General features: G+C 70.7%; 13 protein-coding genes. 3 read left to right on the plus strand and 10 right to left on the minus strand.

Annotation, left to right across the window (positions count from 1 at the left end):
* Nucleotides 1-29: 29 nt before the first annotated feature.
* The 9 genes from ACSC1Q_RS01370 to pyrG form a co-directional block, all read right to left on the minus strand.
* The gene (locus ACSC1Q_RS01370) at nucleotides 30-1,169 is read right to left on the minus strand and encodes a prephenate dehydrogenase (RefSeq protein WP_436756788.1); all 1,140 of its coding nucleotides are present in this window, start codon (nucleotides 1,167-1,169) and stop codon (nucleotides 30-32) included.
* Between the two features lie 7 nt (nucleotides 1,170-1,176).
* Nucleotides 1,177-1,536: a chorismate mutase gene (gene aroH, locus ACSC1Q_RS01375; RefSeq protein WP_436756789.1), complete on the minus strand. Its 360-nt coding sequence runs from the start codon at nucleotides 1,534-1,536 to the stop codon at nucleotides 1,177-1,179.
* Nucleotides 1,537-1,613: 77 nt separating this feature from the next.
* Nucleotides 1,614-3,338 carry a pseudouridine synthase gene (locus ACSC1Q_RS01380; protein ID WP_436756790.1) on the minus strand — a complete coding sequence of 575 codons (1,725 nt, stop codon included), beginning with the start codon at nucleotides 3,336-3,338 and terminating at the stop codon, nucleotides 1,614-1,616.
* Nucleotides 3,338-3,991 (minus strand): SMC-Scp complex subunit ScpB, encoded by a 654-nt coding sequence (scpB, locus tag ACSC1Q_RS01385; protein WP_436756791.1) that lies wholly within the window; start codon nucleotides 3,989-3,991, stop codon nucleotides 3,338-3,340. The genes ACSC1Q_RS01380 and scpB overlap by 1 nt, the downstream gene beginning before the upstream one ends.
* Nucleotides 3,984-4,817, minus strand: coding sequence for a segregation and condensation protein A (locus ACSC1Q_RS01390; RefSeq protein ID WP_436756792.1), 834 nt, complete (start codon nucleotides 4,815-4,817; stop codon nucleotides 3,984-3,986). The genes scpB and ACSC1Q_RS01390 overlap by 8 nt, the downstream gene beginning before the upstream one ends.
* Nucleotides 4,818-4,847: 30 nt before the next feature.
* Nucleotides 4,848-5,795, minus strand: coding sequence for a ParA family protein (locus tag ACSC1Q_RS01395; RefSeq protein ID WP_329093373.1), 948 nt, complete (start codon nucleotides 5,793-5,795; stop codon nucleotides 4,848-4,850).
* A gap of 99 nt (nucleotides 5,796-5,894) precedes the next feature.
* Nucleotides 5,895-6,821 carry a tyrosine recombinase gene (locus tag ACSC1Q_RS01400; RefSeq protein ID WP_436757225.1) on the minus strand — a complete coding sequence of 309 codons (927 nt, stop codon included), beginning with the start codon at nucleotides 6,819-6,821 and terminating at the stop codon, nucleotides 5,895-5,897.
* A gap of 12 nt (nucleotides 6,822-6,833) precedes the next feature.
* Complete coding sequence (locus ACSC1Q_RS01405; protein WP_436756793.1) at nucleotides 6,834-7,436, minus strand: NUDIX domain-containing protein; 603 nt, start codon at nucleotides 7,434-7,436, stop codon at nucleotides 6,834-6,836.
* A gap of 47 nt (nucleotides 7,437-7,483) precedes the next feature.
* On the minus strand, nucleotides 7,484-9,154 hold the full coding sequence (gene pyrG, locus ACSC1Q_RS01410) for a CTP synthase (protein WP_350967271.1): 1,671 nt from the start codon (nucleotides 9,152-9,154) through the stop codon (nucleotides 7,484-7,486).
* A 156-nt stretch (nucleotides 9,155-9,310) separates the two neighbouring features.
* Between pyrG and ACSC1Q_RS01415 the strand changes: the two genes are divergently transcribed.
* The 3 genes from ACSC1Q_RS01415 (at nucleotide 9,311) to ACSC1Q_RS01425 (ending at nucleotide 11,478) form a co-directional block, all read left to right on the plus strand.
* Entirely contained in the window at nucleotides 9,311-10,060 is a 750-nt protein-coding gene (locus ACSC1Q_RS01415; RefSeq protein WP_436756794.1) for an acyltransferase, read from the plus strand.
* A gap of 28 nt (nucleotides 10,061-10,088) precedes the next feature.
* Complete coding sequence (locus ACSC1Q_RS01420; protein ID WP_436756795.1) at nucleotides 10,089-10,682, plus strand: DUF4126 domain-containing protein; 594 nt, start codon at nucleotides 10,089-10,091, stop codon at nucleotides 10,680-10,682.
* A 181-nt stretch (nucleotides 10,683-10,863) separates the two neighbouring features.
* Nucleotides 10,864-11,478 (plus strand): hypothetical protein, encoded by a 615-nt coding sequence (locus ACSC1Q_RS01425; protein WP_436756796.1) that lies wholly within the window; start codon nucleotides 10,864-10,866, stop codon nucleotides 11,476-11,478.
* 246 nt (nucleotides 11,479-11,724) lie between these two features.
* Here ACSC1Q_RS01425 and uvrB read toward each other — a convergent pair whose 3' ends face one another.
* Nucleotides 11,725-13,836, minus strand: a complete 2,112-nt coding sequence (uvrB, locus tag ACSC1Q_RS01430) for an excinuclease ABC subunit UvrB (RefSeq protein WP_436756797.1) — start codon at nucleotides 13,834-13,836, stop codon at nucleotides 11,725-11,727.
* Nucleotides 13,837-13,875: the final 39 nt, after the last annotated feature.

The following is a 13,875-nucleotide window of genomic DNA, read 5'->3' on the forward strand; positions in this document are numbered from 1 at the left end:
CCACGCATCGAGCGAGAAGGCGGGAGGGATCACGGCAGGTGCCAGCCGTTCTCCCGCAGGGCCTCGGCCAGCGCCGTCACCGCCTCCGGCCGCACCCAGAGCTCGGCGGCGCCCAGCGGCAGGCCGGGGGCGTGCTCCAGCCGGACGTCCTCGATGTTGACGCCCGCCTCCTTCGCCGCCTGGAACAGCCGGGCCAGCTCGCCGGGCCGGTCGCCGACGATGACCTGGACGGCCGTGTAGGCGCGCGCGGGACCACCGTGCTTGCCGGGGATCCGGCCCGTGCCCGCGACGCCCCGGTACAGCAGCTCGGTGACGCGGGCCATGGCGTCGGAGCCGGCGGGATCGGCGTCGGCGGAGGCCGCCGAGGTACGGAGCGAGGCCGCCGCGGCGGCCAGGTCGGCCGCCACCGCCTCCAGCACCTCGGCCACCGGCAGCGCGTTGCCCGACAGGATCCCGGTCCAGAGCCTCGGATCGCTCGCCGCGATGCGGGTGACGTCGCGCACCCCCGGCCCGGCCAGGCCGAGCGCGGTGGCGGGCGCCTCCGCGAGGCGGGCGGCCACCGAGGCGGCGGCCACGTGGGGAGCGTGTGAGACGACCGCCACGGCCCTGTCGTGCTCCTCTGCACCGATCCTGACCGCCTCGCCGCCGCAGAGCTTGACGAGCCCGTACAGGGCCTCCAGGGCGTCGGGTGAGGTCTTCTCGGTCGGGCACAGCGCCCACGGGCGCCCGAGGAACAGGTCGGCCCGCGCCGCGGCGGGCCCGGAGCGCTCGCGCCCGGCGAGCGGATGCCCGGCGACGTAGGTCGTCAGGTCGCAGCCGAGGCTCGCGGCCTCCCTGAGCGGGAACGCCTTGACGCTGGCCACGTCGGTGTAGAAACGGGCCGCGCCGGCCTCCTGGAGGGCGGCGAGCCGCCCGGCGACCGCCTGCGGCGGGACCGCGATGATCGCGACGTCCACGGTCACGCCCTCGGCCCACTCGACCCCGGCGCCCAGCTCCCGCGCCAGCCGCAGGGATCCCGCGTCGCGGTCGGCCAGGTGGACGGCCACGCCCTGCTCGCGCAGGGCCAGCGCGATCGAGGTGCCGATCAGTCCCGTGCCGACGACCAGGACGCTTTCGAGGCCGCTCACGCGCGCTCCCCCGAGATGACGCCGGATAACGGGCTCACGCATAACGGGCTCACTGGGCGATGTCCACGCGAAGGGCGATCGCGCCACGCAGGTAGACGTGCTGGATGTCCTGGCGGGGCCGGTCGACCTCGACGTGGGCCATCAGCCGCACCACGCGGGGCAGCGCGCCGGGGACGTCGATCTCGGAGGCGCAGATCAGCGGGACGTCGTGGAAGCCGAGCTTGCGAGCGGCCAGGGCGGGAAACTCGGCGGTGAGATCGGGCGTGGCCGTGAAGATCACACTGATCACGTCGTCGGTGGTGAGCCTGTTGCGCCCCATCACCTCCGTGACCAGCTCGGTGACCCCGGACAGGATGGCGTCCCGGTCGTTGGACTCGACCTGGATCGCACCGCGGATCGCCCGCACCATCGTCGTTCCTCCAGTCCCTCCGCGCCGGACCACCCCCGAGGGTGATCCGGCGCGTCCTAACACGCGTTCAGGGAAGGCTACAACCCGACGGCGGCGTAGAGCTCCCCGACTTCAGTGAGGGTCAGCGCGCGAACGGTGCCCGGCTTGAGGCGGCCGAGCTTGACCGGGCCGAACTCGATGCGGGCCAGGTCGATGACCGGGTGCCCGACCTCCTCCAGCATCCGGCGGACGATGTGCTTGCGGCCCTCGTGCAGCACGATCTCGATCAGGGCCTGCTGGCCGTGCTCCTGGACCAGGGCGAAGGAGTCGGCCTTGGCGAGGCCGTCCTCCAGCTCGACGCCCTTCTTCAGGCGGCGGCCGAGGTCGCGCTCGATCCGGCCGGGGACCTTCGCCCAGTACTTCTTCTGGACGCCGTAGCTCGGGTGGGTGAGCCTGTTGGCCAGCTCGCCGTCGTTGGTGAGCAGGATCAGGCCCTCGGTCTCGGTGTCGAGGCGTCCCACGTGGAACAGCCGCTCGGTGCGGTCGGCCACGAAGTCGGCCAGCGAGGGGCGGCCGTCCGGGTCGGACATGGTGCTGACGACGCCGATCGGCTTGTTGATCGCGAGGTAGACCAGGTCGGGCATGGTCGGCAGTCGCTTGCCGTCGACGTGGATGACCTGCTTGGCGGGGTCGACCCGGGCGCCGAAGCGGCGGACCACCTGCCCGTCGACCGTCACCCGGCCCTCGCCGATCATGTCCTCGCAGGCCCGGCGGCTGGCGACGCCCGCCTGGGCGAGGACCTTCTGCAGCCGGACACCGTCGGGAACCTCGGTGGTGTCGCGCTCGTCGACGTAGTCGCGGTCGTAGAAGTCGGAGTCACGCCTGGGCTGGCGAGCGGTCTTGAACCGGTCGTTCGCGATCGTGCCCGGCCTGAGCGGCGCCTTCGCCGAGGGAGCCCGGTTGCCGGACCGGTCACCGGACCGGTCCGAGGGGGTCCGGCGCTCGCCGTACGCCCCGGCGCTGCCGCCGCCGATGGTCTGGACGTCGTCCCGGCGCCCGGTCCTGCCGAAGCGGCCACGGGAGCCACCGGCGGGCGCGTCGCCGCGACCACGGTCGGAGCCCGGCCTGCCACGGTCGGAGCCGGGCCTGCCGCGCGAGCCGTCACGGTCGGCACGGAAGCCGCCGCGATCGTCGCGACGCGGCCCGTCGGAACGGAAACCGTCCCGGTCATCACGACGCGGCCCGTCGGAACGGAAGCCATCACGGTCATCACGACGCGGGCCGTCGGAACGGTAACCGCCCTGGGAACCGCCCTGGGAACCGCCCGAGGGCCTGCCGGCGCCGTACTGACTCCGCGAACCGCCGAAGGACGAACCACCGCGGTCATCACGGCGCGGGCCGTCGGAACGGAAGCCATCACGGTCATCACGACGCGGGCCGTCGAAGCGGTAACCGCCCTGGGAACCGCCCGAGGGCCTGCCACCACCGTACGAACTCCGCGAACCATCCCGCTCCGCCCGGAAACCACCGGACGACGAACCACCACGATCATCACGACGCGGACCGTCGGAGCGGTAACCACCGGAGGACGAGCCACCGCGATCGTCGCGGCGCGGGCCGTCGGAGCGGTAACCGCCGCCCTGGGAGCCACCGCGGGACCCTCCGGAGAAGGACCCGCCTCGGGAGGAGGAGGACCCGCCTCGGGAGGAGCCGCCCCGGAATCCACCGGACTGCGAGCCCCCACGGGAATTGCCGCCGCGCGGGGCTCCGCCACGGCCTTGACCGCGTCCATCACCGGACGGGGTACTGCGCCTGTTGTTCACTACTTCTGCTCCTCTAGGGATTCCATGTCGTCGGGCAGGAAAGGCGCCAGCTCGGGAAGCTCGCCGAGCTCCCGCAGGCCCATCCGCTCGAGAAAATACGAACTCGTCCGGTAGAGCACGGCTTGGCTCTCCGGTTCGGTGCCGGCCTCTTCGACCAGCCCCCGCGTCATCAGCGTGCGCATGACGCCGTCACTGTTGACGCCTCGGATGGCCGCCACCCGGGCCCGGCTCACCGGCTGCCGGTAGGCGACCACGGCCAGGGTCTCCAGCGCGGCCTGGGTGAGCCGCGTCTGCTGGCCGTCGCGGACGAACCGCTCCACGAGTGGCGCGCACTCGGCCCGCGTGTAGAACCGCCAGCCGCCCGCGACCTCTCTCAGGTCGAAACCCCGTCCGGCGGCGGTGTATTCCGCTGAGAGCTCACGAATCGCCCGCCCGACCTCCTGGACGGGCCGTTCCAGAACCTGCGCGAGCGTCATCTCGGCGACGGGCTCGTCGACCACCAGCAGGATGGCCTCCAGCCCGGCGCGCAGGTCCGGCTCTGCACTCAGCTCAAGGTCCGGCTCGGCACGCGAACCGGACCCGGTACGTGAGTCCGGCTCGGCGTACGGGCCGGGCTCGGGTGCCAGGTCGGCCAGGTCGGCCAGGTCAGTCATCGGCGGGCTCTCTCCTCGGGCTGTCCGGGGTCTCGTCGTAGTCGTCGGCCACGGCGACGTCGCCGTCGTCGCTGCCGGTCCAGGTCACGTGCAGCTCTCCGAGAGGCTCCACCTGCTCGAAGGACACGGCCGCCTCCCGGTAGAGCTCCAGGACGGCCAGGAAACGCGCCACGACCTCGAAAGTGCCGGCGCAGTCGGAGGTGAGGGCCCGGAAGGTCGCCCGGCGCATCCGCCGCAGCCGCTCGACAAGGATAACCGCCTGCTCGCGGACATTGGCGAGCGGTTGGTAGATGTGGGCCGTCGAGACCGACGGGGGCGTCTTGGGGGCGAAGGCCCTGCGGGCGATCTCCGCGAGGCGGTCGGGGCCGATGCCGAGGATCAGCGCGGGCAGCAGGCTCGCGAACTCGGCCTCCATCGGCACCGTACGGGGGAAGCGCAGCGCCTCCTCGGCCATCCGGCCGGAGAAGACCTTGACGACCTCCTTGTAGGCCCGGTACTGCAGGAGACGGGCGAACAGCAGGTCACGGGCCTCCAGGAGGGCCAGGTCCTCCTCGTCGTCGACCTCGCCCGAGGGCAGCAGCCTGGCGGCCTTGAGATCGAGCAGGGTCGCCGCGACGAGCAGGAAGTGGCTCGTCTGGTCCAGGTCCCACTCCGGGCCCCTGGCCCGGATGTAGGAGATGAACTCGTCGGTCACCTGGCTGAGCGAGACCTCGGTGATGTCCAGCTTGTGCTTGGAGATCAGACCGAGCAGGAGGTCGAAGGGACCCTCGAAGACCTCCAGATGCACCTTGAAGGTGTCATCGTCGGTCTTCGGCTGCTCGGTCATCCCGCCATTGTCCCGCACCCGGGGGCGGGATCACCGCTCCAGCGCGGCCCACCTGGCCAGGACTTCCCTGGCGAGCTCGCGGTACGCGCTGGCGCCGAGCGACGACGAGTCGAAGCTGGTGATGGGCTCACCGGCCACGGTGGCGTCGGGGAAGCGGACCGTCCGGTTGATCACCGTGTGGTAGACCTTCTCGTCGAACGCCTCGACGACCCGCGCCAGCACCTCGCGGCCGTGCAGGGTGCGCGCGTCGTACATGGTGGCGAGCAGGCCCTCGATGACGAGCTCGTCGTTGATCCGCTCCTGGACCTTGATGATGGTGTCCATGAGCAGCGCGACGCCGCGCAGCGCGAAGAACTCGCACTCCAGCGGCACCATGACGCCGTGCGCGCAGGCCAGCGCGTTGATCGTGAGCAGTCCCAGGGAGGGCTGGCAGTCGATCAGGCACACGTCGTACTCGGGCAGGAGGGGTTTGATCACCCGGCCGAGCACCTGCTCGCGGGCGACCTCCGTGACGAGCTGGACCTCGGCGGCCGACAGGTCGATGTTGCTGGGCAGCAGGTCCATGCCCTCGACGCCGGTCTCCAGCAGCACGTCCCTGGCGGTGATCTGCCGCTCCATGAGGAGGTTGTAGACCGTCAGGTCGAGCTGGAGGGGGTTGATCCCGAGGCCGACCGAGAGGGCGCCCTGCGGGTCGAAGTCGACCAGCAGCACCTTGAGCCCGGCCTCCGCCAGCGCGGCGCCCAGGTTGATGGTGGTCGTCGTCTTGCCGACGCCACCCTTCTGGTTGACCATGGCGACGACCCTCGCCGGCCCGTGCACCGTACGGGGGGGCGGGTCGGGGAAGACCGGCCGGGGACGCCCGGTCGGGCCGAGGACTCCCCCGCTGCGAGGGGTCCCGGCGGTCTTGGTGTCGCCCCAGGGATTCTCGGGGTTTGCCGGGGTCGTTCCCCGGATAGAACCGTCGGTGGTCACAGTCACCAGTCGAACCTCCCTGACGGCCTCTAACCGGACCGTCCGGACGGACACTATGGCGTCAACACGTATGCGGCAAGGCGGCACGCCCGGACATAAGCAAGGTCAATCCCGCGTGCGCGGATGCGCGGCGGCATAGACCTCGCGGAGCTTGTCGACCGTGACCTGTGTGTACACCTGGGTAGTGGTCACCGAGGCGTGGCCGAGTAGTTCCTGAACCACCCTAACGTCCACACCGCCGTCAAGGAGGTGGGTTGCGAACGAATGTCGCAACATGTGTGGCGACACTCCTTCGAGCCCGCCGCGCTCGGCGGCGGCCTGGAGGACCTCCCAGGCGCCCTGGCGGGTGAGCCGCCCGCCCCTGGCGTTGAGGAAGAGCCCCGAGGTGCCCCGGCCGTGCGAGACGATGCGGGGGCGCGCGCGGGTGAGGTAGGCGCGCAGCGCCTCCCCCGCGAAACCGCCCAGCGGCACCGTCCGGGTGCGCCCGCCCTTGCCGCGCAGCCGCACCCGCTGGGCCTCGGCCCCCAGGTCGACGTCGTCGACGGCGAGCCCCACGGCCTCGGAGATGCGCGCTCCGGTGCCGTACAGCAGTTCGAGCAGCGCCCGGTTGCGTAGCGTGAGCGGGGCCCCGTCGGGTCCCGAGGCGGCGATCAGGCGTTCCACGTCGCGGACGCTGATCGCCCTGGGGAGCCGCTTGAGCTGGCGCGGCGGGCGCACCTCGTGGGCCGGGTCGTGGCGGCAGACGCCCTGGCTCAGCGCGAAGCGGTGCAGGCCGCGCACCGCGGAGACGGCCCGCGCCGCCGAGGCGGCGACGAGGGCCTGGCGCCCCCCGTCGCCCTCCCTGAGCGCCGCCACGAAGGCGGTGACGTCACCCTCGGCGACCTCGCCGAAGGTGACGCGGCCGCGCTGCTTGAGGTGCTCCACGTACCGGAGGAGGTCACGGCGGTAGGAGGCCAGGGTGTTGGCGGCCAGGCCCCGCTCCACGGCCAGGTGGGCAAGGTAGCTGGTGAGGACGGCCTCCGTCTCGCTCAGGGTGTCCTCCTGTCATGCCTCCGGTGCGTCGGCGGGCCGCAGTGAGGCGAATCCGTCCGCCGAAGCGGCGTATGCGGCGAGAATACCGGCCACGGCTTGGGAATTGTGGATCATTCCCGCCATGGCACGCCGAACCGCGTCGGACAGGGGAATCCAGACCACCGGCATGTCGGCCTCCTCGTGCCGGTGGACGAAGTCCAGCTCCCCCTCGGGGATGAGACTGACGTCCCTGGCGAGGAAGACGCGGGTGCGCTCGTCGGTCATCCCGGGTGAGGTGAAGGCGTCGACCAGGGTGTGCCAGGTGCCCGCCCGGTAGCCCGCCTCCTCGGCGAGCTCGCGGGCCGCCCCGGCCTGCAGGGGCTCGCCCTCGACGTCGCGCAGTCCCGCGGGCAGCTCCCACAGCAGCCGCCGTACCGGGTGGCGGTACTGGCGGATCAGCAGGACCCGTCCCCTGTCGTCGAGGGCGACGACGGCCACGGAGCCCGGATGGGTCACGTAGTCGCGGTTGACGACCTCGGCGTCCGGCATGACGACCGCGTCGGTGACCCCGGTGATGACGCGGGCGCGGAAGTGCTCGGTGGAGGAGACGACCTTCCACTCCTCCGGAACGTCCACGACGTCGTGGTTTTCACGGCCCTCCCCCGCGTCCGCCCGCGAGCCGCTCACTTTCCCCGCCCCGCCTTGGCGGCGGTGCCGCGGATGTCGGCGTACGTCAGGGCGGCGCCGATCAGGCCCTTGAACAGCGGGTGCGCCCGGGTCGGCCGGGAACGGAACTCGGGGTGCGCCTGGGTGCCGATGAAGAAGGGGTGGACGTCGGCGGGCAGCTCGGCGTACTCCACCAGGCGGCCGTCGGGCGAGAGGCCGGAGAAGACCATGCCGACCTTCTCCAGCTGCTCGCGGTAGGCGTTGTTGACCTCGTAGCGGTGGCGGTGGCGCTCGTCCACCTTCGCCATGCCGTACAGCTGGCGGGCGAGCGTGCCCTCGCCGAGCCTGGCCGGGTAGAGGCCCAGCCTCATGGTGCCGCCCATGTCGCGCTCGCCGGAGACGACGTCCTCCTGGTCGGCCATGGTGGAGATGACCGGGTGGGTGGTCTCGGCGTCGAACTCGGTGCTTCCCGCGTCCTCGATGTCCGCGAGGTTGCGGGCGGCGTCGATGACCATGCACTGCATGCCCAGGCAGATGCCGAGCAGCGGGATCTTGTTCTCCCTGACGTGCCGGATCGCGCCGACCTTGCCCTCGATGCCGCGTACGCCGAAGCCGCCGGGGACCAGGACCCCGTCGACGCCGTCGAGCTCGCGGGCGGCGCCCTCGGGGGTCTCGCAGTCGTCGCTCTTGACCCAGCGGATGTTGACGCGGGCGTCGTTGGCGAAGCCGCCCGCGCGCAGCGCCTCGGTGACCGACAGGTAGGCGTCGGGCAGGTCGATGTACTTGCCGACGAGCGCGATCGTGACCTCGTTGGCCGGGCGGTGCACCCGGCGCAGGAGCTGCTCCCACTCCTTCCAGTCGACGTCCCTGAAGGGCAGGCCCAGGCGGCGCACCACGTAGGCGTCCAGGCCCTCGGAGTGCAGGACCTTGGGGATGTCGTAGATGCTGGCGGCGTCGATCGCGGAGACGACCGCGTCCTCGTCCACGTCGCACATCAGGCTGATCTTGCGCTTGAGCGAGTTGGTGATCGGCCGGTCGGAGCGGCACACGATCGCGTCGGGCTGGATGCCGATGCTGCGCAGCGCGGCGACCGAGTGCTGGGTCGGCTTGGTCTTCAGCTCGCCGCTCGGCCCGATGTACGGCAGCAGCGAGACGTGCAGGAAGAACACGTTGTCGCGGCCGACCTCGTGGCGGACCTGGCGGACGGCCTCCAGGAAGGGCAGCGACTCGATGTCGCCCACGGTGCCGCCGACCTCGGTGATGACCACGTCCACGTCGGGACCGGCCATCGACCGGATGCGGTCCTTGATCTCGTTGGTGATGTGCGGGATGACCTGCACGGTGTCACCGAGGTATTCGCCGCGGCGCTCCTTGGCGATCACATTGGAGTAGACCTGGCCGGTGGTCACGTTGGCCGAGCCGTGCAGCTCGGTGTCGAGGAACCGCTCGTAGTGGCCGACGTCGAGGTCGGTCTCGGCGCCGTCGTCGGTGACGAACACCTCACCGTGCTGGAACGGGTTCATCGTGCCGGGGTCGACGTTGAGGTAGGGGTCGAGTTTCTGCATGGTGACCCGCAGGCCGCGCAGCTTGAGAAGGCGCCCGAGGCTGGAGGCCGTCAGTCCCTTCCCAAGACTGGAGGCGACGCCGCCGGTGACGAACAGATGCTTGGTGTGTGCGGCGCTGCGCAAGAAGGCTCCCGTGGTCGTTACAGATCGTCGGCGCACCCTGATGAATGGCCTACAGGTCCACGGGCTCTCAGAATAACAAACGGCGCAGGCGAAGTGCCCGAACAACCCCCCACCCGCATTCTCCTCAAACCCAACCAAGCGGTAATTTGATCCGTTATGTCACTTCATGGTGTGGTACGGCGCGCCTTGGGCAGCCTCGTCCACCGGCTCTGGGAGGCGGTCCGCGAGGCCGGCGCCGTCACCCCCGCCAGCCCCGCCGGATACCGCTTCCGTCGCCTCGGCGAGGGCACCTGCCTGTCGTTCCCGCTCGGAGCCGTCTTCGGCGAGGCCTGGATCGAGATCGGCGACCACACCCTGATCGGCGAGCGGGTCTCCATCTCCACGGGCATGGGCCCCGGGGTGGACCTGGGCCCGGACTCGATCGTGCGGATCGGCGGGGGCTGCTCCATCGGCAGGGGCAGCCACATCGTGGGCCACCAGTCGATCGACATCGGCGACGACGTCTTCACCGGCCCGTACGTCTACATCACCGACCAGAACCACGTCTACGACGACCCCGAGGCGCCGATCGGCCGCCAGTGGCCGCGCAACAACCCGGTGTCCATCGGGTCGGGCTCGTGGCTGGGCACCGGCGCGATCATCCTGCCGGGCACCCGGATCGGCAGGCAGTGCGTGGTGGCGGGCGGGGCGGTGGTACGCGGGGAGTTCCCCGACCACAGCGTGATCGCGGGCATCCCCGCCAAGGTGGTGCGCCACTACGTAGCGGGGCAGGGGTGGCTGCCGCCCCACCCGGAGACCGCGGAGACCGGGAGCTCCGGAGAGGCGAGGGATCTTTCCGAGACCGAGACCGGAGTGATACCGCGAGAGGGGACGGATCGGGATCGTTCGACGGCCGGGAACCGTTGAAGGAGGAGAGAGAAACTACGGAGGTGCGATGCTCGCGGCACTGACGGGCCTGGGACTCTCCACCGCGGCCGGGCTCAACGCCTACATCCCGCTGCTGGTGGTCGGCCTGCTCGCCAACTTCACCGATCAGGTACGGCTGCCGCAGGAGTTCGCCTGGCTGTCCAACGGCTGGGTGCTCGGGATCATCGGCGTGCTGCTCCTGGCGGAGTTCGTGCTCGACAAGGTCCCGGTGGTCGACAGCGTCAACGACATGATCCAGACCGTCGTCCGCCCGGCCTCCGGCGGCGTGGTCTTCAGCGCCACCGAGGCCGCCGCCCGGCTGGACGGCTCGACCTGGATGACCCACAACCCCTGGCTCAGCTGGGTCCTGGGGATCGCGATCGCCCTCGCCGTCCACACCGTGAAGGCGACCACCAGGCCCGTGGTCAACGCCACCACGGCCGGGGTGGGAGCGCCCGTGGTCAGCACGGTCGAGGACGCCGGGGCGCTGGGCATCAGCCTGGTGGCGATCTTCCTGCCGGTCCTGGTCATCGTGGTGGTGGCGGGGCTGGCGCTGTTCGCCTGGTGGGCGACCCGCAGGATACGGCGACGGCGGCGAGTGTCCGCCCCGAGCCCGCGATGAGACCGCCTCCGCACGACCACGCCACGGGCCGTGCCGTGGCGTCCGCCACAACCGGTGCCGCTCCCCTCGCCGGGCGGGTGGCACCCCCGCCCGCTCCGGCCGGTTCCGCGAGGTTCGACGACCGCGCCGGGACCTCGGCGCGGGCTATGCTCGAAACACCCTGTCCAGCCCCTGTCGGGAGGTGGCTCCGATCGGCGATTTCCTCATCGTCCTGCTGGTGATCCTGCTGTTCTTCCTCCTCCTGGGAGGAGTCGGGATCTACCTTCTGGTCAAGGTCGGCAAGAAAGCCACGAAGAAGGCCAAAGCCGTCTCCACCAGGGTCGCGACCCACATGGCGGCGATGGGCACCGGCGACGCCGCGGAGACAGAGCGAATGCGCCTCGACCTGCGGCGCGAGGTCTCCCTGACCCGCCAGGCCGTGGACCACGCGCTGCGCGACGGCTGGGGCCTGGGCGACCTGCCCCACCTCGTGGCGGAGATCTCGGTGCACGCCGAGCAGCTCGACGCCCAGCTCGCCCACTACGCCCAGGAGCGCCGGGTCTCGCCCTACATCGACCACACGGCGCTGGGCCGCCTGCGCGAGCACCACGCCAAGCTGACCACGTCCTGCGCCAGGATCAGGGCCGACCTGCGCAACGACCAGATGGCGCACTCGGCCGGGAGCATCGAGGAGATCCAGGGCCGCACCGACCTGGAGATCGAGGCCCGCCGCCGCGCCCCCGACCCCCTGGACCAGATCGACGAGCTTTACAACCGCACGATGATCAACCGCACCCACCCCGACGACTCCCGCTGATTTTCCTCTGGAGCAGGAGGACGACAGGCCCGTCGTCTACACCTTCGAGCTGGAGCCCGCCGTCAAGGCCTACGTCCCGACGGGCATCCACCGGGGGCGGCTGAAGACGGATGTCGGCTTCGAGGTCGACATCGATCTCGACCTCGGTGAGTTCATCGGTTCCTGACGTCCTCCCGGTGGCCGCACCCGGCACACCGTCGCGCCGGGCGACCGTGCCGGCCGGGGCGGCCGGGGGGGGAGGCGAGGTCAGGAGACCCCGGCCTCGCGCATGTCGCGTACCTCTCGCTTGAGCTCCTTGATCTCGTCGCGGAGCCGGGCGGCGACCTCGAACTGCAGGTCGGTGGCGGCCTGGTGCATCTGCTCGGTGAGCGACTCCATCAGCGCCTCCAGCTGGGCCCTGGGCATCTCCCCGGCGATCGCCCTGGCGTGCTGGCCCGCCTGCTTGATCGCGAAGCCGGGGACGGGGGCCTTGCCGCGCGACTGCTGGCGGCCGCTGCCGCCGAGGAACTGGGCGGTGTCGGCGTCCTCGCGGCTGAGCGAGTCGAGGATGTCGGCGATCTTCTTGCGGAGCGGCTGCGGGTCGACACCGTTCGCCTCGTTGTAGGCGATCTGCTTGGCCCGGCGGCGGTTGGTCTCGTCGATCGCCCGCTCCATGGAGGGGGTGACCCGGTCGGCGTACATGTGCACCTGGCCGGAGACGTTTCGAGCCGCGCGGCCGATGGTCTGGATCAGGGAGGTCTCCGAGCGCAGGAAGCCCTCCTTGTCGGCGTCGAGGATGGCCACCAGCGACACCTCGGGCAGGTCGAGGCCCTCGCGGAGCAGGTTGATGCCGACCAGCACGTCGAACTCGCCCATCCGCAGCTCGCGCAGCAGCTCGATGCGGCGCAGGGTGTCGACCTCGCTGTGCAGGTAGCGGACCCGGATGCCGAGCTCCAGCAGGTAGTCGGTGAGGTCCTCGGACATCTTCTTGGTCAGCGTGGTGACCAGGACCCGCTCGTCCTTCTCCGTGCGCGTGCGGATCTCGTGGACCAGGTCGTCGATCTGCGCCTTGGTCGGCTTGACGATCACCTCGGGGTCGATCAGGCCGGTCGGGCGGATGACCTGCTCGACCACGTCTCCCTTGGAACGGCCCAGCTCGTAGGTGCCGGGGGTGGCCGACAGGTAGACCGTCTGGCCGATCCGCTCCAGGAACTCCTCCCACTTCAGCGGGCGGTTGTCCATCGCGGACGGCAGCCGGAAGCCGTGGTCGACGAGCGTGCGCTTGCGGGAGGCGTCTCCCTCGTACATCGCGCCGATCTGCGGGACGGTCTGGTGGGACTCGTCCAGGACCAGCATGAAGTCCTCGGGGAAGTAGTCGAGCAGGGTGTTGGGCGCGCTGCCCGGGGTGCGGCCGTCCATGTGCCGCGAGTAGTTCTCGATGCCGGAGCAGGTGCCGATCTGGCGCATCATCTCCAGGTCGTACGTGGTGCGCATGCGCAGCCGCTGGGCCTCAAGGAGCTTGCCCTGGCGCTCCATGGTCTCCAGGGTCTCGGCCAGCTCGGCCTCGATGCCCCGGACGGCGCTCTCCATCCGCTCGGCGCCCGCGACGTAGTGGGAGGCGGGGAAGATGTAGAGCTCCTCGTCCTCGGTGATCACCTCGCCGGTGAGCGGGTGCATGGTCGCGAGCTTCTCGATCTCGTCGCCGAACATCTCGATCCGCACCGCGAGCTCTTCGTACTTGGGGATGATCTCGACGGTGTCGCCGCGCACCCGGAAGGTGCCCCGGGTGAAGGCCATGTCGTTGCGGACGTACTGCATGTCGACCAGGCGGCGCAGCAGGGTGTCGCGGTCGATCTCCTGGCCGACCTTGAGCCTGACCATGCGGTCGACGTACTCCTGCGGGGTGCCCAGGCCGTAGATGCACGAGACGGAGGCCACCACGATCGTGTCGCGGCGGGTCAGCAGCGAGTTGGTCGCCGAGTGGCGCAGCCGCTCGACCTCCTCGTTGATCGAGGAGTCCTTCTCGATGTAGGTGTCACTCTGCGGGACGTACGCCTCGGGCTGGTAGTAGTCGTAGTAGGAGACGAAGTATTCGACGGCGTTGTTGGGCATCATCTCGCGCAGCTCGTTGGCGAACTGGGCGGCGAGCGTCTTGTTGGGCTGGATGACCAGGGTCGGCCGCTGGAGGCGCTCGATCAGCCAGGCGACCGTGGCGGTCTTGCCCGTGCCCGTGGCGCCCAGCAGGACGTTGTCCCTGTCGCCTGCCTTGACGCGCCGTTCGAGCTCGGCGATCGCGGCGGGCTGGTCGCCCGATGGGGTCATGTCGGTGACGACCTCGAAGGGCGCCACCCTGCGCTGCAAATCTGTTACCGGCCTCACCTGTCCCACTGTAGGCGGCGTGACCGACAATCCTTCTTC

The sequence above is a fragment of the Streptosporangium heterodermiicola genome, assembly GCF_051390675.1.
Taxonomy (GTDB): domain Bacteria; phylum Actinomycetota; class Actinomycetes; order Streptosporangiales; family Streptosporangiaceae; genus Streptosporangium.

Bases quoted from the DNA above. Each gene is read 5' to 3' on its own strand.
- ACSC1Q_RS01370 (WP_436756788.1), bottom strand. From the start codon at position 1,169: ATGCGTGAGCCCGTTATCCGGCGTCATCTCGGGGGAGCGCGCGTGAGC.
- aroH (WP_436756789.1), bottom strand. From the start codon at position 1,536: ATGGTGCGGGCGATCCGCGGTGCGATCCAGGTCGAGTCCAACGACCGG.
- scpB (WP_436756791.1), bottom strand. From the start codon at position 3,991: ATGACTGACCTGGCCGACCTGGCCGACCTGGCACCCGAGCCCGGCCCG.
- ACSC1Q_RS01390 (WP_436756792.1), bottom strand. From the start codon at position 4,817: ATGACCGAGCAGCCGAAGACCGACGATGACACCTTCAAGGTGCATCTG.
- ACSC1Q_RS01415 (WP_436756794.1), top strand. From the start codon at position 9,311: ATGTCACTTCATGGTGTGGTACGGCGCGCCTTGGGCAGCCTCGTCCAC.
- ACSC1Q_RS01420 (WP_436756795.1), top strand. From the start codon at position 10,089: ATGCTCGCGGCACTGACGGGCCTGGGACTCTCCACCGCGGCCGGGCTC.